This window comes from Psychromicrobium lacuslunae, from assembly GCF_000950575.1.
Lineage (GTDB): Bacteria > Actinomycetota > Actinomycetes > Actinomycetales > Micrococcaceae > Renibacterium > Renibacterium lacuslunae.
Genome location: NZ_CP011005.1, coordinates 2,699,797 through 2,723,271, shown reverse-complemented (window position 1 = coordinate 2,723,271; position 23,475 = coordinate 2,699,797). Strand labels below are relative to the sequence as shown.

The window sequence follows — 23,475 nt, the reverse complement described above, 5'->3', positions numbered from 1 at the left end:
TCCTGCTGCAATCAAAGAGCTGGGCTGCTGTGTTCCTTCGAGCGGTTAGTAATCTCAGTTAGGATTCTTTAACGGAAAAGTTTCTGAGGAGGACTTGTGGACCTGACTAGTTTGGCGAACGAAAACGCAACGGCTCTGATTACCGGTGGTGCCTCCGGGCTCGGTGCCGCGACGGCTCGTCGCCTGCACGCAGCCGGGCTGACCGTGGTGCTCATTGATTTGCCTACCTCGAACGGGGCGGAACTAGCCCGGGAACTGAGTGCGCAACGCGAGAAGAGCGCGGTATTCGTGCCCGCGAACGTGTTGCACGACCAAGAAGTCAAAGAGGCGATCGAAATTGCCGGCCAATTGGGTCCGCTCCGAGTCGTGGTGAACTGTGCCGGAATTGCTACCCCGGGCAAGGTACTGGGCAAGGAAGGGGTGCTGCCGATCGAGGCCTTTGTCAGGGTCATTCAGGTCAACCTGATTGGTACTTTCAATGTGCTCCGGCTGGCCGCCGCGAAGATGGCTGAGAATTCGCCGACCGTGGGCGAGTTCGAGACCGAGGAACGCGGCGTGGTGGTGAACACCGCCTCGGTGGCCGCCTTCGACGGTCAGATCGGTCAGGCTGCTTATTCGGCCTCTAAAGGTGCGGTGGCTGCGATGACGTTGCCGGTAGCGCGCGAACTGGCCAGGTCCCAGATCCGGGTGATGACGATTGCACCGGGTATTTTTGAAACCCCGATGATGGCTGGGCTGCCGCAAGCCGCCCAGGACTCCCTAGCTGCTCAGGTACCGCATCCCTCGAGGCTCGGTAAGCCCGAGGAGTACGCTGCCTTGGTGGAGCATATTGTGGCGAATGCGATGCTCAATGGCGAGACCATCCGGCTCGACGGCGCAATCAGGATGCAGCCCAAATGACAGTCGATCAGCTCGCCGCCGATGCCGGGCTACCGACCGCCGATTTCTTCTCCTTAGAGGCCGGGTTGACCGGCTTCGAGCAGCAGAAGCTCGGCCGCCTGCGGGAATTTCTCGCCGAACAGGTGGCTCCCTATTGCGTCGATTGGTGGAACGCCGCCGAATTCCCTGAGCACATCCTGCCAGAACTGGCCAAGCTAGGGCTCTCCACCGCAATTCAACAGGGCTACAGTCCACTGTTCTCGGGTTTGGTAATAGCCGAGATGACCCGGGTGGACACCTCATTGGCGACCTTCTTCCTGGTGCATCACGACCTTTTCGTGGAGTCGCTTTATCAGTTCGGTAATGACGAGCAGCGTGAGCGGTACCTCGCCGATGCGCTCGCCTTGCGCAGCACGGGAGCTTTCGCACTCACCGAACCGGAGCACGGTTCCGACGTCGCTGGCGGGATGGCCACTACAGCCCGTCGCGATGGTGATTCTTGGCTGATTAACGGAGCGAAGCGTTGGATCGGCAATGGCACTTTTTGCGATTACATGCTGCTCTGGGCCCGGGATGAAGAGACTCGGCAGATGCGTGGATTCATTTTAGATGCCCGGTTGCCAGGGGTCAGCCGGGAGAAGATCGAAAATAAAATTGCGCTTCGCACCGTGCAGAATGCGCATATCTTGCTCAACGATGTAAGGATCTCCGAGGCGGATCGCTTCCAGGGCATTGACTCCTTCAAAGACACCAATGTGCTGCTGCAGGGCTCGCGCATTATGGTGGCTTGGCAGGCGGTTGGCCAGCAATTGGGTGCCTTTGATATTGCTCGGCAGTACGCGCTGGAACGCCTGCAATTTGGTCGCCCGCTGGCCTCATTTCAGCTGATTCAAGCTCAGCTAGTGAAAATGCTCGGCAATGCCACTGCCTCGCTGACCATGATGGCCCAGCTCACCTCGCTGCCCGAGGTGGCGATGGAGCAGGTTGCGCTGGCTAAGGCTTTCACCACTGATCGGATGCGGGAGACGGTGGCGATGGGCCGCTCCATTCTGGGCGGCAATGGCATCGTGACGGATTACCGGATGGCCAAGTGCTTTGCCGATGCTGAAGCTATCTTCACCTATGAAGGTTCTTACGAGGTGAACACTTTGATCGCCGGGCGTGCCATCACCGGAATTTCTGCCATCGTCTAAAGCCGCTTGGTGGTTCCTAGCGACGCTATTGATCCTGGTTTAGCCCGCCCTGTATCAGAGGTGTTTCTCTCCGGCGAGTACCGGGACGTCGAGGGTGTTCTCGGCGAGCGGTCGCGGGCAGGTGCCAAAAGCGCTAAAGCCGCTTGGCCAGTTCAGCGCGTAGTTGAAGTCGAGCTGGACCGCGCCGGCATCATCAGGGGCTTTGACGGTCAGGAAACGCCATCCCGCGGTTTGCTCACCGTTGCTCGTGTCGTGGAAGTTGACCAGTAGATCGTCACCGTTCTGCTGGGCGAGCAAGGTGTGCGATTGTCCGGCCAATTCGAAGCTGATCTCACCAACAATTTCGGCCTGACCAGGCACCCGCGGATTCGCGGTGGCAATCTCGCGTAACTGCGGCGTCGGGTAGCGAACGAACTGGCCGTCGGCGATGAACTCGTCGGCGTAGTCGAAGGTGGGCACTCCTTTGAAGCCGTTCAGCGTGGGCGCTGCCGAATCTCTGGTTCGGATTGCGTAGCTACCACCGCGCTTGGCGAGTTCGATCAGCACAGTGCCGAAACGAAGCCAGTTCACCGATTCGTTTTCGGCCAGCTCAGCGCGCAATTCTCCGTCGAGGGGTGCTTCGCTGCTCAACACCTGCAAGCCATCTTGGGCAGTAGCGCTGACCTTGGCCAGCTCACCGCTGACACTCCATAACCCCGGTACACCGTCCAGTTTCCCGGGCTCATTGGGTAGCCACTGCAGAGAGGTCAGGCTCAGCCAGCCGTGCGGGCTGGGTAGGCTCTGGTTGCGGTGGTCGCGGAATTGTTGCCAACTACTGTTTGCCATATTTGGTGAACCTCGATGCGGGGAGACAAATTCCTTCGACCCCAGCCTAGGACCGGCGCCTCGTTCTCGGAAACGGCCCGTCATGGCTGGTCACCGCGCGTCATCCCGCGTCATCCACCACTATTGGCCGCCGAGTTCGGAGATCTGCACGTTATCTGGGCCTGGAAACGTGCAGATCTCCGAACTCGATGGGGGGATGGTCGTGCCCTGGACAGTTTGAAACACTCGGCGAATACTGGAAAGAGAGGTGAAATCATGAGCGGGAAAGACTTAGGCACTCTTGAGGAATTGGAGGATGGCCGCTTTAAGCTGAGTTTTCGACGTTTTTACACTCAGCCGGTTGCCGTGCTCTGGTTAGCACTGACCGATCCGGAGCGGACGAAGCTGTGGTGGGCAGAGGCGCGCGGCGTGCTGGAGGCTGGTGCGGCCTGGGACTTGCGTTGGCAGAACACGCCGCCCGGTGAAGCGCCAATGGATTGGTGGCCGGGCACTCTACTTGAAGTGATACCCGAACAGGTATTTGAGATGGACAATAGCGCGCACGGCGTGTTGCGCTGGGAGCTACGTCCCGGACAGCGCGAGGCCCAGTCTTCTTCCGATGAAGTCCAAGGCACCGAGGTGCGCTTCACCGCCATCGTCGACGCTCCGGATGAGGCGACCCGACTGAGTGTTTTGGCTGGGTGGCATCTGCATCTGGACCATCTCGATACCGTGCTCAACGGTGGGTCGGTGGACTGGGAATCCTGGTACCAAGAGCATTACCCGCGTTGGCAACAAACTAACGATGAATACGCCAGAACTGTCGGCGGCAGCACATAGGCTTATTCGGTGCCTTCCTACCGCGCCGTCTTGCAAATCACCGGACTACGCCCGGGACACGCTCCCGAAGTGGTGATGAAAACCGCTATCGAGACGCTCTCTTCGATTCACTTGGTTGAGGCGAATCAGCTCGACGTGGTGGGCCGCGTTCCGGTGATCACGCTGAGGTTCCTGGTGGAAACCAGTACCGACAGTGAGGAGGACGCACAGGCGATGGCCGCCTGCGGCCAGCTGCGCGAGGCGGTTGAGCAGGTGGCGACCACGGGAAGACTCACCACGCTGCGCCGTCGCGGCGGCAAGTGGCTCTTCGTCGGCTAGGCGGCCTCGCTCAACGTCAGCTGGCTTTCAAAGCAGACCGGACGGTGGCTCAACGGATCGGTGAACTCCAGGCGATGCGCCAGAAGTTGTAAGGGTTTGTCGTAGTCGTCGGGGGCTTGGTCAAGCAAACGTGGATAGAAGGGATCGTTGACGATGCCCAGGCCGAGTGAAGCCAGATGGACGCGCAGTTGATGCGTCTTCCCGGAATGTGGCTCAAGCTGGTAGAGACCGCGCTCACCGAACTCGGTAGGCCAGCTAGTTAATAACGAAATCCGGGTTTCCGCATTGGGCTCGCCCGGTAGTTCCTGGCTCAGCAGGTAACTGCGCGATTTGTAGATTCTGCTTCGGATGGTCAATGGCAGTGCTAGGTCGGTTCGTACCCCAGCCACCGCTTGATAGCTTTTTCGAACCTGGCGGCGCTCAAAGAGAAGTTGATACTTTCCTCGAGTTAGTGGATTCGCAGCGAACAGCAGCACCCCTGCGGTCATCCGATCCAGCCGGTGGATCGGCACCAGCTCGGGCAGGCCCAGTAACAACCGCAGTCGTACCAACGCCGATTCGGCCACGTACATGCCGCCCGGCGTGGTGGGCAGGAAATGCGGTTTATCGACCACTACCAAGTGCTCGTCTTGATGAAGCACGCTCACCTCGACCGGTAGCCGCTTTTCCACCGGAAGTTCGCGGTAGTACCAGAGGAAGGTGTGAGCGTTCAACGGAGTGGTCGGAGTGATCACTTCGCCGCCCAGTGCGCGGACCTCACCTCGTTCAAACCGGTCAATAATGCCCTGCGGGTCGACGTGGTCAAAGCGATCAAGCAGGTATTCCATCGCGGTTTGCCAGGGTCCGGAATCCGGCAATCTCAGGCGAGTGGCGTTGACGCCATTGCGCACCGGGAGCGGGGATTCCATCACTCCCTGATTTTACCGGTTGCACTGGGTTGGGCGGGCAGCGGTTGGCAACGAGGGCAGCTGTAGATCGGCCGAGAATCGAAATCCGCTTTCACGATCAGCGCGCCACAACGCAGACACGGTTCGTGTGCGCGAGCGTAAACCCAGGACTGTAACCGGCTTTGGCCACCCGTGGTGTTTCGCTGCGCGCGCTGCTTATTCGCCTCTAATAGCCGTTTGGCCTGGTCCACCATCCGGGCCAGATCAGCCACTTCGCGGACCGGCCGGGTGGGGTGAATACGGCTCAGGAAACACAGCTCATTGCGATAAATATTGCCAATTCCGGCGAGATTGCGCTGATCCAGCAGGGCGAGGCCAATAGCCCGTTGGGGCTCGCTGAGTAAACGACTTAATGCCTCCGCAGCATCCCAGTCTGGGCCAAGCAGATCTGGGCCGAGGAAACTCAATTCCTGTTCGGCTGCTTCGGGGCTGAGCAGCTGGAGGATACCGAGCGAGAAGCCGACCGCCACGGTATCTGCGGTGTGCAACACAATCCGCGCGGTGTGGGCAGGTCGCCGCCATCGCTCGCCAGCCCGATACAGCTGCCAGCTGCCTTCCATTTTGAGGTGTGAATGGATGAGCACTGGCTCGCCCTGCCCTGGCTCGCCCGGCCTCGGCTCGCAGCGCAGCAGCAGATGTTTGCCGCGAGCTATTGAAGAGGTCACGGTGTAACCAGAAAGGTCGGCGGTGGCGAAGGCTGGTACCCGTAGGTCGGAGGCTGTGAGGACCTTGCCTAACAGCGCGTTCTCGAGGCGCTTGGCCTGCCGCCAGACGGTATCTCCTTCAGGCACGGATTCGCACCCCGCGTGGCGTTGAATAAGCGCCAGCAGCTAGCAGAGCCGTGGCCAGCACGGTACCCAGCACCTCAACGCCATTGACCTTTTCAATCGCCAATCTATCCACCGCTGCGCGCTGCACGACGCTTACCAGGGCCTGGGCCGCCGCCGCTATTTCGACTTCATCAGTGCTGAAGCAGAGCACGGTTTTTCCGCCACGTTCGATATAAAGCACCAGCTCGCCGTCCACCAGCACCACCAGGGCGCCGGCTTTGCGGCCCGGACGGTGGCCCACTTCGAGAGCCGGCCAAGCAAGTGCCGCGCCATAGGGATTAGCCGGATCGGTGGCGGCGAGGGTCACCGCCTGATAGGGCCGGGCGTCGCTTGGGAAGTCGGTGACGAAGGCTCGCAGCCGATCTACGGTGGCCGGTACCGCGAACTGGGCGGCACCCAATTTTTCAATAAAGTAGCCGCGACGGCAGCGACCCTGCTCCTCCAGCCGTGCCAAAACCTTGTACATCAGCGCGAAACCGCCCGGCTCGCCTTCCACCGCAACGGCACCACGAGTCACCACACCATAGCGGTCCAGCAGTAGTTCGGCCATTTCGTGTGCGCGCAAGGTGGGGTCCAGCTCGGGCACATTCAGCGCACTCCAGCGCCCGCTGAGCATACTCGAAACGACCGGTTGCGAGCCATTGGGGCGGCCTAGCCCGGAATAGCGTCCGGAGCTGCGCAGCGAACTGAGTCGTTGCGGTCTGAGCCTGGGAGCGGATGGCTTCTGCCGGTGCGCCGTATGTCCTCCGGCGAGCATGGCACGCACCGGAGCGAAGGTGTCATTGCTGATTTTGCCCGCCCACACCAGTTCCCAGAGCAGTGCGGTGAGTTGTCCCTCCTCTGGCATCTCGTTTGGACCGAGGGCTTCAGCTAAGCCCTCTCGGAGCTGGTGAAGGAAATAGGCACCGCCGGGCAGCAGTAGTTTGAGTAGCGCGCTGGCCGTCGCGCTCGGTTCATGATCAGGTTCAGGGCGCAGCGTGAGAGCAGCGGAGTCGGCCAGGTGCAGCGATATCCAGCCATCATTGCCTGGCAACGCTCCGGCCCCGGCCCAGAGCACTTCGCCGGAGGCCATCAACTCATCCAAAATGGCGGGTGAATAATCGCGTACCCTTTGCGCCAGCACCAAGCTCTCCAGAGCGGAGGCTGGCACCGCAACTCCGGCCAGCTGGTCGATCACGGTGAGTACCCCGTCGACGCCGCGCAGGCTAGTCGAGCCGGTGCCCGAGACGTGCTGCCAACTCGGCAAGAACCGAGCGTAAGCGGCGCGATCAACGGGCTCCACCTCGGAGCGCAAGGCGGCGAGTGAGCGTTGCCGAATTCTGCGCAACACTTGGGCGTCGCACCATTCGAGTCCGTCAGTGAAATCGCGGGTAATTGTTTCGGTAGCTGTCGCTTCGGCGGCAGCTTCAGCACTCGTAGCGGAGCCAGCGGCGGTACCGCCGGGCAGGAATTCGCCCTGCACCACCCGGCCATCAGCCGCCAACCGGTCGAGCGTCGAAAGCACCACGGCTATGCCGAGGCCAAAGTGGTTCGCGACTTCTCTGGCGAGGAACGGTCCGTGCGTGCGGGCATAGCGAGAAACCAGGTCACCGAGCGGATCGGCCACCGGTTCAATGAAGGCTAGCGGGATGCCGATTGGCAGCGGCGTGCCGAGCGCGTCCCGCAGCCGGGCCGCATCCTCGACTGCTGCATAGATCGGTCTGCCAGCAATGGTTGCTTGAAAAGCCCGATTGGCCTTGACCAGGGCTTCGAGGGCCTCGAGGGCTTGCCGGGCGAGTTGCTCGGCTGCGTGGTTCTCGACGGATTCAGTTGGCTGATCCGCCGGAGAATCGAGCTCAGATTCGATCCGACCGGCCACCTGCTGCGCACTCAGCGGCCCGAGCTGCCGCAGCAGATCGGCGACTCCTTCAATTCCTTTGGCTTGCCGCCCGGCTGCTGTTCTCTGCAGCTCAGCCTCGGTGAGCGCAATCACCTCTGGGTCGAGCAATTCACGAAGTTCTGCCCGGCCGAGCAACTCGTTCAATAACGCCGGATCAAGCGAGAGAGCAGCTGCCCGTCGCTCGGCCAAGGGTGAGTCGCCCTCGTAGAGGAAGCTGGCGACATAACCGAAGAGCAGCGAACGAGCGAAGGGTGAGGGCTGCTGAGTGGTGGTCTCCAATAGCCGCAGTTCCCGGCGTTCAAGGGCCTGAGTCAGGGCTTTAAGCGCCGGGAGATCGTAAACGTCCTGCAGACATTCCCGGACCGTTTCGAGAATGATCGGGAAGCTGGGATATTTGCGAGCGACATCGAGCAACTGGGCGGAACGTTGGCGCTGCTGCCACAGCGGTGAACGCTTGGCCGGGTTCTGCCGGGGCAATAATAAGGCTCGAGCCGCGCACTCCCGGAACCGGGCGGCAAATAATGCTGAACCGCCGACCTGGGCGGTCACTATTGACTCCAGCTCTTCGGCGTCGAATTGGAACAATTCCGCTCCCGGCGGCTCATCGTCCATCATCGGCACTCGCAGCACGATGCCGTCGTCAGAAGCCATTGCCGATCCGTCCAGGTCATACCGTTCCTGCAGGCGGGCTCCCACCGCCAACGCCCAGGGCGCATGCACCGGCATCCCGAAAGGGCTGTGCAGCACTACCCGCCAGTCTCCCAGTTCGTCATGAAAACGCTCCACCAGCAGGGTGCGATCATCGGGCACCAACCCGGTCGCCTGGCGTTGTTCTTCGAGGTAGCCCAGGAGATTATTGGCCGCGTAGTCATCCAGCCCGGTCGCCTGGCATCGGGCCAGCGCCGCTTCCTTCGGGGCGGCTGAGAGCTCCCTGACGAAGCCGCCAATGGCATGGCCGAGGTCCACTGGTCGGCCCAATGAATCGCCCTTCCAGAAGGGCAGCTTGCCGGGTTGTCCAAAGGCGGGCGAGACCAGTACCCGATCATGAGTAATGTCCTCGATTCGCCAACTGGTGGCACCCAGGGCGAAAACATCGCCGACTCGTGATTCGTAAACCATCTCCTCGTCGAGTTCGCCGACCCGGCGACTATTTTTGCTGCCCTCCGCCTCGGCGCCGACGAGATAGACCCCGAACAGCCCACGATCCGGAATGGTACCCCCAGAGGTGACGGCAAGCCGTTGCGCGCCGGGTCGCCCGGTGATGGTGCCAGCATTACGATCCCACACGATCCTGGGCCGCAATTCGGCGAATTCATCGGAAGGGTAGCGACCAGCGAGTAGATCGAGTGTGGCATCGTAAGCCGAGCGCGGTAAGGCATTAAAAGGGGCGCTACGGCGTACCGTGTCAAACCACTCTTCGACGTCGATGCTGCCCAGCGCTGCCGCGGCAACGGTTTGCTGAGCCAAGATATCAAGCGGGTTGGCCGGGATGAAGAGCGGTTCGATTCGGCCGGCCAGCATGCGTTCCACGGTGACGGTGGAGTGCAGCAGATCCGCGCGATGCTTCGGGAAGAGCACCCCCTGGGAGACTTCGCCGACTTGGTGCCCGGCGCGGCCAACCCGCTGTAGTCCGCTGGCCACCGAGGGCGGAGACTCGACTTGGATCACTAGGTCGACCAGGCCCATATCGATACCGAGCTCCAGGCTGGAGGTGGCCACCACACAACGCAGCCGGCCGGATTTCAAATCGTCCTCAATGAGTGCGCGCTGTTCTTTGGAGACCGATCCGTGATGGGCTTTGGCGAGTACCGGTTCGGCGCCGGAGGAACTGCCAGCCTGGGCCATCATCTCGGCCGGTGTGCCTGGTCTGCCGGGTTTCTCCGCCGTCGTTTCGCTAGCTCCGGGCTCGGCTTGGCGCTCCAGGTAGATCTCATTGAGCCGTCCGGTCAACCGCTCAGCCAAGCGCCGGGAGTTGGCAAACACAATGGTCGACTGATTCTGCACAACGAGATCGACGATTTGTTCTTCTACGTGGGGCCAAATCGAGGCATTGGGTTGCAGACCGGAGGCTGGACCCAAATCGTGAGCCGCCGCTGCGGAGGCCAGATCGGTCATGTCCTCCACCGGTACGGTGACTTTCAAATCCCAGGTCTTGCTGGCAGCCGGTGCAACAATCTGGCAGGGAGCTCCGCCGGTCAGGAACCTGGCTACTGTTTCCAGAGGTTCAACGGTGGCGGAAAGCCCGATGCGCTGCATCGGCTTAGCTAACAGCGCATCCAGCCGTTCGAGTGAAACCGCCAGGTGGGCGCCGCGTTTCGTCCCGGCGACCGCGTGCACTTCATCAATGATCACGGTGTGCACGGTGCGAAGGGTCTCGCGAGCCTGTGAAGTGAGCATCAGGAAAAGCGATTCGGGTGTGGTGATCAAAATATTCGGCGGATGACTCAGCAGCCGCCGTCGATCCGTGGCAGTGGTGTCGCCGCTGCGGACTCCGACGCTGATCGATGGTACCTCGATGCCGAGCCGGGCCGCCGTCTGGGTGAGGCCGATCAGGGGTGCCCGCAAATTGCGTTCAACGTCGACGCCGAGCGCCTTCAGCGGCGAAATGTAGAGCACCTTGCTGCCCTTGGGAGCCGTATTCTGGCTGCCCTTCGCAGAGTTGCTCCGATTGGAGGGCTGGGCGGCCCCAGTACCCTCTTTGACCAGGGTGTCAAGGGCCCAGAGAAAGGCCGCCAGTGTTTTGCCGGAGCCGGTGGGGGCGACCACCAGGGCATTGGCGCCCGCCGAAATTGCCTGCCAGGCCCCCTGCTGAGCAGGGGTGGGCTGCGAGAAGGCGGCGAGGAACCAATCGCGAGTCGGCGGGCTGAATTGAGCCATCACCTGCTCTGCAGCGACCGAACTCGCGGCACTCGACGCCGACTTGGAGACACCACTCATTCGACCATCATCGCGCATCGCACCGACAACTATGGTCCGGAAGCTGTTGGTGAGTCCGCTCAGCAGGCCTTGCGGTGAGCAAGTTGAACATTCTTAACAACTCAACCGCTCAGCTACTCAGCACTAAATGGCCCAGTTAGGTAAATGGCCCGGTTAGGCCTGATGGAAAGCGCCAATGTGTAGCAGCACCACCGACTTCTCGTTACAGGCGTTGATCGGATTCAGTGAATTTGGGATGTACAGCGCGTCGGTGGCGCTGGGCGGATAGACCCGGAAGCCATCGGCTTTCACCAGGGTGCAGCTAGCGCCATAGTTCTCGGCCCGGGTGTACAGCAACTGAGCGGCTGCGCTTGCTCCGGCGGCTAGTAGAACAGCGCCGGTGGAGGGCTGGTTGGGGTCTCGATCGGCGGCAGCTCCCAATTGGGTTCCGTTCCCCTTGCCCACCAGGGACACACCGGGGTAGCCGTTAATGCTGCAGGGCTGAGCGGTCTTGTTCTTCACCACCAGGTTCATATACACACTGCCAGCAGCACCGCCGCCACCCTCCGCAATCGAACCGCTTAACATGGCGGCGGTGCAGAGTGCTGGTGAGGCATTTGACGATGTGTTACTGGGTTTGCCGGTGGTCGATGCTGTTGCGGAGCCGCTCGGAGTCGATGAGGGCGCAGTTGACGGAGAACTCGGACTGTCGCTAGCGGTGCTGCTGTCACTGGGGCTTGCACTGGGCTGATTATTGCCGGCCGGGGTGCAAGCGGCCAGCACCACGGCAGCGACGAACACGGTGCCGAGAGTGGTCAGGAAACGGGGAACGGGGGAAGTGAAATGTGACATACTTTCACCCTTCTCTTAAGCGGCAGCTGAGTCAATCAGCCAGGCGGGTGGAATCTGAATTGAGACCTTCTGTCTACCGATTCGGATCCCGCCCGCCCAGCTTCAGCGGCTTGGCTTAGCCGTGCTCCGCGGCTCACTTGCCCGCGGCTTGAGCAGATGGAGCTTTAACCTACTGGGTGTTCGACTTGCGCGTCCTGAATAGAGCAAAGGCGCCCATCAGCAGGCCCAACAGCCCGGCGGCCAGGCCGATCCAGCCGGGGGCCTGCGAGCCAGCGTTGTTGTCGCTATTGGCAGGCTGTGCTGCTGCGCTAGGTTGCGCGGCATGATCCTCAGTGTCTGCGGCAGTTAGCGTGACAAACGGCGCCGGGTCTTCTACTGCGTCGTGATCCTGGCCTGGTTTAACCAGATTCGACCAGTTGGTCTGGCCCTTGACGCAGCTTTGCAGTACCGGGAAATTCAATTGGCTGCCGGCCTTTTCAGGTAGTTTCACCGAGAGCACCAAGGCATCACGAAGTTCCGGATCTAGCGGTGTTTTAGCGGTGTAAACCACTTGGGTGGTGCGTTCGGAGACCTTGCTGCCATTTTCCAGGGTTTTTGGCTGGGCGAGTTTCTCGGTGACCTTGCTGGCGGTCCAATTCGGGTTGACGGTTGGCGTCGCATCGTCAATGCCCTCAGGCAGTGAGATGGCGACCTTTGTGGTTGCTGAGCCGTCGCAGCCGTGCGGAACGCTAAAAGTCAGCAGAGTGTAGGAATTGGCGGCCGTGCTGGAGGCGCTCACCGTGACGTGCGCAGCGGCTGCTGAGATGCCTAGGCCCATCAGCCCCAGGGTCCCGACGGCGATCAGGGTGGTTTTAGCGACCAGTTTTTTGGGCGCGAAGGAATTCTTTTTCAATTTTCGGTAACTTTCGTCTGGATTTCGCGGCGAATGCTGTTGATCCGTCCGCTGGGGTGTCAGAAGATGAGGGACAACCCGGTCGAGGGTGGGCCGCGCCAGCGGGCCGCCCTCAGGAAACGCTGCGGTTTGGCGCGTTCAGTCGGAGCCGAAGCGGCGGCTGGCTGCCTGGGTACCGGCAGGACTGCTGGCACAAGCAATCTCAGCAGCGGACGTAGCCAGTCGCCCAGTGCCCATAACACTGACTCGCCGCGGGCTACCATTAGCCCGACGATGATCGTCGCGATGACGTGTGCGAGCAGCATGCCCAAGCCAGCTGAATCGGCAGAATGAGCCGAGTGGGCTGGCAGCATGGCCGGCAGTTCCACGAGCGCCGAGCCGTGCTGGTGCTGGTGTGGCGTTGAACTGGCCCCGGTCATTGGGCTGAAGGCAAACCATTCGAAGCACTGATGCAGGCTGAGCTGGCTCAAAGCCAGGATGCCCAGAATCGATACCGGACCAAGTTTCCAGCGAGACACCAGGGTGCTGGCCAGTAGGGTCAGCGCGATCATAGCGGTGAAGATCAGCGGCTCCGGTAGGGTGCCGCCCGCTGCCGTGTGCGCCGCCGAGGCCAGGCAGAGCGAGGAGCCAGCAATGATTGAGCTGCGCAGTAGGCGAAAAGGCGCAGTTGTAGCCATTCTCAACCCCTTCCTCGCAAGCACGATCCCAGCGACCGACTCAAGCAGATTTTACTCGGTATCTGTGCCGTACACCTCAGCCAGCAGTTCTTAGCTACTGGTAGGTCGTTATCAACGATCTGAATTGTGATTAATACGTTATTTAGGGTAATCTTGCGAGGACGATATTTAGGCTCTATATTGACTGGGCCATTTTGGTATCGAACTTACTGCTGTCTTTGGGGGATAAGCATGCATAAAATTCAGGTCATCCCGGGCGCTCGAAAGAGGCCCTTTTATTTTGTCGCCTTGCTGCTCGCGGCTCTTCTTGCGATTTTCGGCCTGAATGTGCTGGCGCAGCCAGCTCAGGCTGCTGAGATCCCGGGTGCCGTGACCAAGGTCACCGTGACGCCGAGTAACCCGGGACAATACGACCCGATCACCGTGAACGCGAGCTGGTCGGTGCCGAACGGCTCAAAACCTGGCGATACTTTCAGCTTGACGCTGCCCGATGAACTGGTCGCATTGACTAGTAATTTCGACCTTAAAGACGCTGACGGCCAGGTGGTCGCTACCGCCAAAGTAGTCGACGGTGTAGTGGTTTTCACGCTTACCGACTATGTGACGACGCATAGGAACGTGCGAGGAACCGCAACTTTCACCACTCAGCTTGATCAAACCGTAACTCCCGGGGAACCGATCGAGCTGGATTTCGGGACCGCCGGAAAGGTCACCATCACACCGGCCCCAGGCACCCCCATTGACCGGGCAAAACCGGTGAAGTACGGCAACTGGGTGGATCAGGCGGGCAATGTTTCGGCCACCCCGACCGGCCGGATTCGTTGGGTGATTGAGTCGCCGATCGGGCCCTTTGATACCGCGACCTTTACGGATCATCAAGGTGCCGGACAGACCCTGGATTGTTCAACTCTCAGCGGCCGGACGTCAACTGGCTTCAATACCCAGGGCGAAGTGGCTGGCTGGGCTCCAATGCCAGCCGAGGGCGTGAGTATTGAAAAGTGCACCGCTGAAGGTTTCACCGTGACACTGAGCCCAGTGCCCGAGGACAAAGTGGTTTCGGTGAGCTATATCGTGGCGGTGACCGATCCGAGCTTGCTGGTCTATAGCAATAGCGCCGAGGTCACAGTGAATGGCACCACGTTGCCGGTGACCTCGGAGATTCGTCGCTATCAGTCCGGTGGCGATGGCAGCGGCGAAGCTATTAAGCCCACCCCGACCACCAGTGCGCCAACCGTACCGCCGACTGTACCGCCAACCACGGCGCCACCGACCACCAGTGCGCCGTCGACCACTACGACGTCCAACAGCAGCTCTCCCGCGGTTGTTCAGTCGTCAAGTACCAGCCCCGCTGATCAAGGCGAGTTAGCAAACACCGGCTCTGCGGGTCTGCTGCCGCTGCTTGGGATCGCTGGCGCTGCGATGATGGCGGGACTCGCCCTGCTGCTGATCCGCCGTCGAGCGCACTAGGCTCTCGCTCGTTCGTGAAAAAGTCTCGGATTCGCTAGAAATTACCGGCGAATCCGAGACTTTCCTGCGAACTCATGGCGGCTAGCCAAGCCTTGAGGTTGATGCTTGTCGACCGATTTCCTGGGCCGCGCTCGCTACCGCCCGTCCGTATTCTTCGAATTTGTCAGAGGTAATCCGATTGGACGGACCCGAGATGGACACGCAGGCTATCGGTAGCTTGCTGTTCCCGCCGATAACTGCCGCGCCCACCGAGGTGATGCCGGTGCTGAGACCTTCCTCGTTGATTGAGTAACCGCGCTCGCGAATCTGGTTAATCTCAACCCAGAGCGCAGCCTCTGTGGTGATTGATCTGCCGGAAATGTTTTCCAGCGGGCGACTGAGGTAATCGGTGATGAAGGAATCCTCCGAAGCGGCTAGGAAGGCCAGGCCGGTGCCGGAGGCATGCATCGGCACCCTGGTACCTAGGGCGAGGAACGCCCGGAGCACATGGGAAGTGTCTAACCGCTCGATAACTACCAGTTCCTGACCGTCGGGAACCGCCAGATGGATGGTTTCAGTGGTGTCGAGTTGCAGGCCGTTCATCGGTCCCAGCGCAATTTCGCGAAGGCTGGAGACGGTGCCGTTGCGAGCTACTACGGCGTAGGCGTGAAAAGTCATTGACCAACTCGCTTCCACTCCACTGCTCTGGGTGACCCAGCCCAGTTCGCTGAGAGTGCTCAGCATCCTGAGCACTGTCGCTTTAGAGGCGTTCAGCTGTCGCGCTAGAGCCGAGAGGCCGACCGGTTGTAACTCTGAAAGCGACTCCAAGACTCGAATCGCGGTGACGACACTAGCGGTGCTCACAGGCATCCTCTCTGGGGCTTGACCGGTTTTATTTAGTGCTATACCTTACCTCCGAAACGATGAAATGAACCAGTGGTTCATTCTATGAACCACTGATCTTCAACAGTATTGACGGTGGAAAGAACGGAGCGAGAACGTGTTGCCACTGAACGGGATCCGCATTATCGACCTGAGCCGGGCCTTGGCCGGACCCTACTGCACCGCGCTGCTCGCCGATCTTGGTGCCGAAATTATTAAGGTGGAATCAATCACCGGCGGCGATAGCTCACGTTCTTGGCCGCCGTTTCAAGGAGACCACAGCCTCTACTTCGACTCCGCGAATCGCAATAAGAAGTCGATCGCGCTGGACCTCTACAGCGAGGCTGGCCGGGAAGTGCTGAGCAGACTGCTCAGCGAGGCAGAAGCCTTAGTAGAGAACTTTAAACCGGGGACCTTGGCGAAGATGGGTTTCAGTGCTGAAGTGTTAAAAACCATTAACCCTCGGCTAATAACTACCTCAATCAATGGTTATGGCGATCATGGTCCGTTGCGCCAGCGGGCTGGCCTAGACCAGGTGGTGCAGGCCATCTCCGGGCTCACCTCGGTGACCGGCAGCAGTGCCGAGAACACCTATCGGGTTGGCGTTCCGATCGTCGACATTTCAAGTGGAATGATCGCCGCAGTCGGGCTGGCGGCGGCCTTGCTGGGCAGAGAACGCGGGGTTGAAGTGGAGCGGGTTTCCACCTCGTTGTTCGAAACTGCGCTTGGCTTGGCTGTCTTCCAAGGCCAGCGTGCGCTGAGCTTAGCGGAGGTGCCTGAGCCGCCCGGAAATGATCATCCGACAATCAGTCCTTATGGAGTCTTCCGTAGTGGCACCGAGGCGCTGGTGATCGCTGTCGGCACCGAGCAGCAATGGTCGAGGTTCTGCGTGGAACTCGGCCAGCCGGGACTGGCTCAGGATGAGCGCTTCAGCACCGGGAGGGACCGTACCGCCAATCGGGCGGAACTCAACGACATTATTACTACCTTGCTTGCTGAACAGCCAGCCAGCTATTGGATTGATCGGCTCAGCGCCGCCGGCATTCCGTGTGGGCCGATCAATAACTACTTGCAGGCCGTAGAGAGCGAACAAGCGGCAGCATTGGGCATGGTTCAGCAGGTCAGCAGAGCTGATGGCTCGGAATTGCGGTTACTTCGCGGGCCGCTGAGTATTGATTCGGTGCCGGTCTCGATCACTGCCGCGCCACCGGCCCTCGGTGAACAGACTCGGCAGATTCTGGCCGCCGCCGGGTATCAGCAGGAACAGGTTGCGGATTTATTAAGAGCTGGAGTCGCCGGAGCCACTGAACAACTTGAGCGGGCCGAGCGGATTGAACAGGCATTGACGCATCAAGGCGGTGCTAAGTGGTGACCGGGACTGAACAGATAACGGCTAGCCGGACTGGCCAAGGCAGGATTCAGTCGAGGGTCGATCAGAGCGTTGGCTGGATTGTGATTGACAATCCGGCGAAGAGAAACGCGTTGAGTTCTCAGATGTGTCTCGCGCTGATCGAAGCGATAGAGCTGCTGAGCAATGATCAAGCGGTCAAGGTGATCGCGCTGACCGGTGCCGGAACGGATTTCTCGGCGGGCGTCGATATTTCGGAACTGCCCGAGGTGCTTTTCGACCAGGAGGCCCCCGAGGGTCCGCAGGACCACCTGAGTGCGGTGGATATGGCGCTCAGTTCTGTGTCCAAACCAACCTTTGCCCTGGTCGCGGGCATTTGCATGGGCGGGGCATGGCAACTCGCTTCGGCCTGCGACGTGCTGCTCGCCTGCACAAATACCAGGCTTGCCATCACCCCGGCGAAGCTGGGCATAATCTACCCGCAGCGGGGAGTCGAGCGCCTGCTGCAACGAGTGGGGCTTGACCGGGCGAAGTATCTATTGTTCAGCGGAAACGAGATTCCCGCCGCGCTCGCTGAGCGTTGGGGATTATTCACCGAGTTGATCCCGGAGGATTCGTTTCAGCAGCGCGCCACTGAGCTTTTGCAGACCGTGGCCCGTCGTTCGCAATTCACCATCCACACCATGAAAGCGCTGATCGACCCCGCTGCTTCGACTGGGGTGCCAGCCGCGGACGCGGCGCGATTGCAGGCCGCCTGGCAAGCAGCCTGGCTCGACTCGGTTGACGGAGAAGATTTTAAGATTGGCCGGAGGGCGTTTCTGGCCGGCGAAGTCCCCGAGTTTCGGTGGCAGCCAGCGGTTTGAACCCGGACCTGCTGAGCTAATTCGGATGCGAAACTCGTAGCGTCGCTCTCTCGGAGAACTCAAGGCCAAGGTGTTTTGAATAGCTAGACTAGCAAGTTACTATTTGGTGAGTGGCCAAGCCACTCGTGTGTGACCGACGATCAGGTCCCCCCTCCTCGAAGGTGGTCACACAAAAACGGAGGGCGCCAACCTAAGCTCGGCGCCCTCCGTTGGCGCATAGTCTTCGGGGTGACAGGTTCCTGGCTTAGGCGGCCAGTGATGTGTTGATACCGGTGAGATGGCTGGAAACGCGAGGTTATTGGAAATAGACGTCGTTACGGTAGCCGCAATTGCAGGTGAGTTCCGCATAGTCCCGTCCGGCCCCGCCAGCTCCGAGGGTCATAGGTTTACCGCAGTGGACGAACATGGCACCGTAGAGATCGCGGATGGGTGACCCATCGTTGACCAGCTGACAGCGGAGGTCGAAGGGGAGACGGTGGTGGTAGGCGCTGCCGCAATTCATGCAATCGGCATCGATGACGATTTCGAGGTCATTCTTCTGGTCTAGTTTGTAGCTCTCAATGACCATGACAGCTGTATCCCTGCAGTGTGGACAGATGCAGGGATGTTCATAGCGCGGCTCAGCGGCCGCCGTAGTGAGTGTACTCATTTTGAAAGTCTTCCGGTGGGGCTTGCAACTCGGGTTCCAAACGCCTGCCTGGTACTCGACGAATAAGAGTTTGATCAGCTTTTTGTGATCACTAAAAGTTCTCAGGTTGAGGTGGCGGCACAGGCCGCCACCTCAACCACTGCCGAGTTAGGACTCGATGGCCTGTGCTGACGGCTTGGTAGCGTGACTGATCTCAATGCGCCGCGGCTTGGCCTTCTCGGCAAGCGGGATGATTAGCGATAATACGCCGTTGTCGTACAGCGCGGTGATGTTATCGCGATCAACGCCCTCACCAAGGGCTAATTCGCGCCGGTATTGGCCCGAGAATCGTTCGCTGGCCAGCCAATGAACGCCGTCTTCGGAGCGAGCCGTGCGCTGTGCCGAAATGCTCAGAGTGCCGTTGTCCACTGAGATCTCGATTGATCCCGGGTCGATGCCGGGGAGGTCAGCATCCACAACATAATGGTCGTCGACCTTGTATAAATCCATCGGCATGAAACGTGGGGAGCGACGGCTACCCTCGTCACTGAGAAGAGACCTGGTCATCGCTTCAACATTGCCGAACGGGTCAAAACGGAGCACAGTAATCACCTCCTATACACACCTGCCCACCACCTCGACGGGCAGTATCAACTGTGCAAAATTTAAGTTAGCACTCTCGTTCGAGAGTGCCAAGTTTTTGTCAAAAATTCCCTAGATTTCCGGAACTAATGAGGGTCGAATAATGACGCTCCGTCCGTTTTTCTAGCCCGGGGAGTAGGCCGCGGAGTGCACCAGGAGAATGTATCCGGAGCGCGCCGCATGGTTCGGCCACGGTCGCCTCATCGGAATGAATATTCGGTGTCACCTGGCTCGTTGAACTCAATACTCCCGGATCCAGGCCCGTTGAATGTGTGGCAGTCTGTCAAGAAAACGTGGTTGGAAGATTGTGTTTGGCGCAAAGCAAAAGGCCTCTGTCCCATGTAAATAAAAGGAATCAGAGGCCTTCGCTGTTGGCGGTGACGGTGGGATTTGAACCCACGTTAGGCTCTCACCTAAACAACATTTCGAGTGTTGCACCTTCGGCCGCTCGGACACGTCACCAACCTGAATACTCTACTTCACCAGTGCGCTCTGGCCCAAAACCAGCCCGCCGCACTGTTTAGCAGTCGAGATGGCAGAATGTCGGCATGACGACTAAGCAACGTGCCTGGGCTTGGCATCGACAGGGCCTGGATGGTTCGCAGCTGGGGGCAGCTGCCGCAACGGTGATCGCGAACACCGGCTGGCTGCGGTCGGTGGGTGGTGCGAACCCTTATCTCAGTTTGTTTGCTCGGGCCGGACTGCGTCGAGAACAGGTCGATGCCGAGGTTGCCCGGCTTGCCGTGCATGAGTTACCGGTGGTGCGCGGCTGTACCTATGTGGTGTCCGCCGAGGATTTCAGTTGGGCCCTGCAGCTGGGGCGCGAGGCGGCCGAAGTTCCGGTGCGGGTCTTGACGAAGCTTGGTGTGAGCCGCACCGAAATCGATGAGCTGCTCACGGCGGTCGTTGAGCAGCTTCAGCCCGGTGAAAAGCTTGATCCTCAGCAACTCAAGCAAGTTCTTGGTGCTGCGGTCCGCAGCCTGGGTGAGGAAGGCAAGAAGAAGGGGGCTTCCACCACCTTGCCGGCCGCGCTCGGGATCCTGCAGTCGGAAGGAAGAATTCGGCGGGTTCCACTCAATGGCAGACTGGATCAGCAGCGGTACGCCTATCAATATTGGGGATTGGCGCAGAGTGGTCTCTCTGATCAACAGGCCCGCAGCAAAATCATCGCCAAATATTTGCACTGGACCGGTGGCGCGACCATTAAGCAGAGTCAGTGGTTCACCGCCTTCACGGTGGCGCAGATAAAGACCGCCTTGCTCGAGTTGAAGGCTGAGGAGTCAGGAGGCCTCTGGATGCTGCCGGGCGACCGAGAAAGCTACGAAAGCTTCAAGGTGCCGGATCAGCAGCAGATCCAATTGCTTGCCGGTAGCGACGGTTTAGCGCTGCTCAGGCGCAATGCTCCCGATCTATTGGCGGAGCAGGACCGGGGCAAATCTCTGCTCGGCGAAAAGTCACTTGCACTGGTGGCGGATTTACCGGATCACCCCATTGTTGACCGTGGCCAGATCGTCGGTTTGTGGCAGTATGATCCGGGGCGGGCTGAAATAGTGCCTTGGATTTTCGGTCAGGCCACGACTGCGATCAAGCAGCGGATTGCACAAGTGCAGGACTACATCCGGCAGGATTTGACTGATTTCAGGTCCTTCAGCCTGGATTCGCCGGCTTCCCGGCAGAAACGCATTGATGCATTGCGGGCGGCCCAGTCAGGCTAAGCCAGGCTTAGGCCCCTACTGCGGGCATCTGCAGTCCCAGGCCGGGGAGTAGAAATCCCCACATAGCATCGATCCGCTCATGCAGTTCTGGTAGCGCGTCCAGTGCCGAGGCCACCACGTGGGTCCCGGTGAACGATCCGATCACCACGCTGGCAGCCGAATCAATATCCAGCTCCTTATTGCTGCCGCTTTCTGCTACCGCTCGTTTCAACAAGATCCGGCCCACTTCGATCCAGTCCACGTACGGCTTCACCGCCGGTTCGTTGAAAACATTTATCGATTCGGTGACCAGGCGCAGCCCGGCCCGCATCACTGGCTCGGTGATGAGCGCCTCGCCGAGATCATGTGAGATGCCGATCATGCTCTGTACGCCCGGGTCGGTCGAGTTCACTCTTGCAGTACCCAGGGCGAACGCCAGGTCATGTTGGCGTTTGACGATTTCGTAGGCCAGATCAATTTTTGAATCGAAGTGGAAATACAGTGATCCTTGGGTCACCCCGGCTAGCTTGAGAATGTCCGCCATGGACGCCTCAGCAAAGCTAGACTCTGCGAAAACCTGGGCGGCCGCTGCGATGATCTTTTCTCGAGTTTCGATCGCGCGTTTTTGCATAGCCATAAGAACTTAAGACTCCTCGCAAGTGCTCGTACCCCGTTGAACCGTTCGATCGAACCACGCCGGTCGAACAAGCAGCGCCCCCAGCGCATCCCGATCAGGTGCAATGGCTCCAATGGAGCACCATTAGGCCGTCCTAAATGAGACTTATTCAGTATTCCACTGAGCCCGCTGACAGGACAAACTCTTTTCCACGTGCTTCCTCACCAAAACTGATCGCTTGTGGCCAGATCCGTCCGGTTCCCGTCCTTCTCAACCCTCCTGTACCGGTTTTTTCGCGCCTAGCCTTGAAGTATGAAAGCACTTCTGGTGATAGATGTTCAAGAGTCATTCCGACAGCGGGAGAACTGGGCCGCGATCTCTCAGTCCGACATCGTTGGTCAGGTCACCAAGCTGGTCGACCATGCCCGGCAGGGCGGGGATCAAGTGGTCTGGATTGTCCACCACGAACCGGGCTCGGCAGGGGTTTTCGATCCTGAACTTGGCTTCACCCGACTCATCGACGGCTTAGTGCCGAGGGCAGCGGAACCGCTGTTCAGCAAAACCTCCCATAACGCCTTTAGCACCACTGGGCTGCAACAGTACCTGGTAACACAGGGCATTACCGACTTGCAGATCTGCGGCATCCGAACCGAACAGTGTTGCGAAACTACCGCCCGGGTGGCCAGCGATTTAGGTTATTCGGTGGAGTTCGTGGTTGACGCCACCGCTACGCAGCCGATTGAGCACTGGAATGCGCCAAAAGATCGCCAGCTCCAAGAGGTGTTGGCCGATCCGCTCACTCTTGACGTGGAGAGCATTATTCAACGCACTTGCTACGCGCTATCCGGCAGATTCGCCACCATCCGAACCGTACAAGAGGTGTTGGCTGGCTAGCCGCGCAGCCAGGCCACGCAGACCCTAGACTTCAAGTCATGACTGCAATCGTCATTCCGTTGATGGATACCGTGCATTTGCTGGACTTCGCCGGTCCCGCTCAAGTCTTCGGTGATGCCGCCCGGCTCGGTGCGAAGTTCTCGCTGCATTTCGTCGCCGACGCGGAGCGTCCAGTGAATTCGGCGCAAGGGCTGGCTCTACTGCCGGAAGCTCAGTGGCCGGAGCTTAACACTGATGATGTGATTCTGGTCCCCGGGGGCCGTGCGCTCAGTCTGCGCACGGCCGCTCATCTCGGCGTCGCTTCAACGCAGCGGCTGATCGAGCACCACCAATCTGGTGGGCGAGTAGCCAGCGTCTGCTCGGGTGCACTGTCATTGGGGTTGGCCGGTCTGCTGGATGGGCGTCGTTGCACGACGCACCATCAGCTCCAGACAGAGCTGGCGAAGAGCTTTCCGCGAGCCAAAGTGATCTCGGACGTACTGTACACCGAGGATGACGGCGTGCTGAGCTCAGCGGGGATAGCCAGCGGAATCGACCTTTCACTGCACCTTGTCGCTCAGCAGGAGGGTCCGGCGCTCGCCGCCAGGGTGGCGCGTGGAATGGTGATGTACACCCGTCGTAATGGAAATGCTCCGCAACTAAGCGGCATATTGCGGCACCGGGCGCATCTGGTTGACGTGGTGCATCAGGTGCAGGATCTGCTCGACGAACGATTTCGGGAACGGCTATTACTCGCTGAGATTGCCCAGACCGTGGGGATCAGCCAGCGTAGCCTTAGTCGAGTATTCGGTCAGGTGATAGGCCTTTCACCGCTGCGTTACCAGCAGATGTTGCGGCTTGAGGAGGCGGAGTCCTTGATCCAGCACGGCAGCACCGTGGAGGCGGCAGCGGGCGCTGTCGGTTTTGACGATGCCCGGATGCTGCGTCGACTACGGGCGCGTCGAGCGGTCAGCCAGCTCGGTGGCCGCTAAAGAAATCGGTCAATAGCTCAGCACACTCAGTTTCCCTTACCCCGGCGAAGACTTCTACCCAGTGGTTCAAACGACGTTCCCGCAAAACATCGAAAACCGAGCCGGCCGCGCCTGCCTTGTCATCCCAGGCGCCGAACACCACTCTTGGTAGCCGAGCCAGCACAATGGCCCCCGCGCACATTGCGCAAGGCTCTAGGGTGACCACCAGGGTACAGTTCTCTAACCGCCAGCTGCCCAGCGCCCAAGCTGCGGCACGGATCGCCAGTACCTCGGCATGCGCGGTTGGGTCCTGATCTGCCTCGCGCTGATTGCGGCCGGTGCCGATCACGTGGCCGTTGCCGTCGAGCACCACCGCCCCAATCGGGACATCGGCTGTCTTCAGCGCGGCCTGCGCCTCGGTGAGGGCCAAGCCCATCCAGGAATCGAAAGCGGCACCAGCAGTCATCACACAATGGTAACTTTTA

22 protein-coding genes and 1 tRNA gene are annotated in these 23,475 nt (G+C 59.9%); 10 read left to right on the top strand and 13 right to left on the bottom strand.

Annotation, left to right across the window (positions count from 1 at the left end; genetic code table 11):
* Positions 1-96: 96 nt before the first annotated feature.
* Positions 97-900 (top strand): SDR family NAD(P)-dependent oxidoreductase, encoded by an 804-nt coding sequence (locus UM93_RS12760; RefSeq protein WP_045075941.1) that lies wholly within the window; start codon positions 97-99, stop codon positions 898-900.
* Entirely contained in the window at positions 897-2,072 is a 1,176-nt protein-coding gene (locus tag UM93_RS12755) for an acyl-CoA dehydrogenase family protein (RefSeq protein ID WP_045075940.1), read from the top strand. The genes UM93_RS12760 and UM93_RS12755 overlap by 4 nt, the downstream gene beginning before the upstream one ends.
* A gap of 54 nt (positions 2,073-2,126) precedes the next feature.
* Here UM93_RS12755 and UM93_RS12750 read toward each other — a convergent pair whose 3' ends face one another.
* Positions 2,127-2,897, bottom strand: a complete 771-nt coding sequence (locus UM93_RS12750; protein WP_045075939.1) for a DUF1684 domain-containing protein — start codon at positions 2,895-2,897, stop codon at positions 2,127-2,129.
* Between the two features lie 255 nt (positions 2,898-3,152).
* On the opposite strand from UM93_RS12750, the gene UM93_RS17220 reads away from it, so the two are divergent.
* Together UM93_RS17220 and UM93_RS12740 are read left to right on the top strand one after the other, a co-directional pair.
* Entirely contained in the window at positions 3,153-3,716 is a 564-nt protein-coding gene (locus tag UM93_RS17220; RefSeq protein WP_052663787.1) for an SRPBCC domain-containing protein, read from the top strand.
* 9 nt (positions 3,717-3,725) lie between these two features.
* Positions 3,726-4,034 carry a hypothetical protein gene (locus UM93_RS12740; protein ID WP_045075938.1) on the top strand — a complete coding sequence of 103 codons (309 nt, stop codon included), beginning with the start codon at positions 3,726-3,728 and terminating at the stop codon, positions 4,032-4,034.
* Here the strand turns inward: UM93_RS12740 and UM93_RS12735 are convergent.
* From UM93_RS12735 to UM93_RS12710, 6 genes are all read right to left on the bottom strand, one after another.
* Positions 4,031-4,942, bottom strand: a complete 912-nt coding sequence (locus UM93_RS12735; protein WP_045075937.1) for a pseudouridine synthase — start codon at positions 4,940-4,942, stop codon at positions 4,031-4,033. The two genes, UM93_RS12740 and UM93_RS12735, sit on opposite strands and share 4 nt — an antisense overlap.
* Entirely contained in the window at positions 4,942-5,772 is an 831-nt protein-coding gene (locus UM93_RS12730; protein WP_045075936.1) for an Fpg/Nei family DNA glycosylase, read from the bottom strand. Before UM93_RS12730 ends, UM93_RS12735 begins: the two co-directional genes overlap by 1 nt.
* Complete coding sequence (locus UM93_RS12725) at positions 5,765-10,627, bottom strand: ATP-dependent helicase (protein ID WP_045075935.1); 4,863 nt, start codon at positions 10,625-10,627, stop codon at positions 5,765-5,767. Before UM93_RS12725 ends, UM93_RS12730 begins: the two co-directional genes overlap by 8 nt.
* Before the next feature lie 153 nt (positions 10,628-10,780).
* Entirely contained in the window at positions 10,781-11,458 is a 678-nt protein-coding gene (locus UM93_RS17490; protein ID WP_045075934.1) for a DUF4232 domain-containing protein, read from the bottom strand.
* A gap of 169 nt (positions 11,459-11,627) precedes the next feature.
* Positions 11,628-12,350 (bottom strand): YcnI family copper-binding membrane protein, encoded by a 723-nt coding sequence (locus tag UM93_RS12715; protein WP_234399311.1) that lies wholly within the window; start codon positions 12,348-12,350, stop codon positions 11,628-11,630.
* Positions 12,351-12,409: 59 nt separating this feature from the next.
* The gene (locus tag UM93_RS12710) at positions 12,410-13,027 is read right to left on the bottom strand and encodes a hypothetical protein (protein WP_045075933.1); all 618 of its coding nucleotides are present in this window, start codon (positions 13,025-13,027) and stop codon (positions 12,410-12,412) included.
* 231 nt (positions 13,028-13,258) lie between these two features.
* Here UM93_RS12710 and UM93_RS12705 point away from each other — a divergent pair, with 231 nt between their 5' ends.
* On the top strand, positions 13,259-14,494 hold the full coding sequence (locus tag UM93_RS12705) for an Ig-like domain-containing protein (RefSeq protein WP_045075932.1): 1,236 nt from the start codon (positions 13,259-13,261) through the stop codon (positions 14,492-14,494).
* 81 nt (positions 14,495-14,575) lie between these two features.
* On the opposite strand, the gene UM93_RS12700 is transcribed toward UM93_RS12705, so the two are convergent.
* On the bottom strand, positions 14,576-15,337 hold the full coding sequence (locus UM93_RS12700; protein ID WP_052663785.1) for an IclR family transcriptional regulator: 762 nt from the start codon (positions 15,335-15,337) through the stop codon (positions 14,576-14,578).
* Positions 15,338-15,473: 136 nt separating this feature from the next.
* Here UM93_RS12700 and UM93_RS12695 point away from each other — a divergent pair, with 136 nt between their 5' ends.
* Together UM93_RS12695 and UM93_RS12690 are read left to right on the top strand one after the other, a co-directional pair.
* On the top strand, positions 15,474-16,727 hold the full coding sequence (locus tag UM93_RS12695) for a CaiB/BaiF CoA transferase family protein (protein WP_082057139.1): 1,254 nt from the start codon (positions 15,474-15,476) through the stop codon (positions 16,725-16,727).
* Positions 16,721-17,566: an enoyl-CoA hydratase/isomerase family protein gene (locus UM93_RS12690; protein WP_052663784.1), complete on the top strand. Its 846-nt coding sequence runs from the start codon at positions 16,721-16,723 to the stop codon at positions 17,564-17,566. The genes UM93_RS12695 and UM93_RS12690 overlap by 7 nt, the downstream gene beginning before the upstream one ends.
* 295 nt (positions 17,567-17,861) lie before the next feature.
* Here the strand turns inward: UM93_RS12690 and UM93_RS12685 are convergent, their stop codons facing one another.
* The 3 genes from UM93_RS12685 to UM93_RS12675 form a co-directional block, all read right to left on the bottom strand.
* On the bottom strand, positions 17,862-18,215 hold the full coding sequence (locus tag UM93_RS12685; protein WP_157874147.1) for a hypothetical protein: 354 nt from the start codon (positions 18,213-18,215) through the stop codon (positions 17,862-17,864).
* Between the two features lie 147 nt (positions 18,216-18,362).
* Positions 18,363-18,761, bottom strand: coding sequence for an Hsp20/alpha crystallin family protein (locus tag UM93_RS12680; RefSeq protein WP_199921749.1), 399 nt, complete (start codon positions 18,759-18,761; stop codon positions 18,363-18,365).
* Between the two features lie 447 nt (positions 18,762-19,208).
* Positions 19,209-19,298, bottom strand: a tRNA-Ser gene (locus UM93_RS12675).
* Between the two features lie 86 nt (positions 19,299-19,384).
* Here UM93_RS12675 and UM93_RS12670 point away from each other — a divergent pair.
* Positions 19,385-20,551 (top strand): DNA glycosylase AlkZ-like family protein, encoded by a 1,167-nt coding sequence (locus UM93_RS12670; protein WP_045075928.1) that lies wholly within the window; start codon positions 19,385-19,387, stop codon positions 20,549-20,551.
* 7 nt (positions 20,552-20,558) lie between these two features.
* Here UM93_RS12670 and UM93_RS12665 read toward each other — a convergent pair whose 3' ends face one another.
* Positions 20,559-21,167, bottom strand: a complete 609-nt coding sequence (locus UM93_RS12665) for a ScbR family autoregulator-binding transcription factor (RefSeq protein WP_045075927.1) — start codon at positions 21,165-21,167, stop codon at positions 20,559-20,561.
* A gap of 291 nt (positions 21,168-21,458) precedes the next feature.
* Here UM93_RS12665 and UM93_RS12660 point away from each other — a divergent pair, with 291 nt between their 5' ends.
* Both UM93_RS12660 and UM93_RS12655 read left to right on the top strand, forming a co-directional pair.
* Positions 21,459-22,040, top strand: a complete 582-nt coding sequence (locus tag UM93_RS12660; protein WP_199921748.1) for a cysteine hydrolase family protein — start codon at positions 21,459-21,461, stop codon at positions 22,038-22,040.
* A 38-nt stretch (positions 22,041-22,078) separates the two neighbouring features.
* Positions 22,079-23,011: a GlxA family transcriptional regulator gene (locus UM93_RS12655; protein WP_045075926.1), complete on the top strand. Its 933-nt coding sequence runs from the start codon at positions 22,079-22,081 to the stop codon at positions 23,009-23,011.
* Here UM93_RS12655 and tadA read toward each other — a convergent pair.
* Positions 22,989-23,456, bottom strand: coding sequence for a tRNA adenosine(34) deaminase TadA (gene tadA / locus UM93_RS12650; RefSeq protein ID WP_045075925.1), 468 nt, complete (start codon positions 23,454-23,456; stop codon positions 22,989-22,991). The two genes, UM93_RS12655 and tadA, sit on opposite strands and share 23 nt — an antisense overlap.
* Between the last annotated feature and the right edge of the window lie 19 nt (positions 23,457-23,475).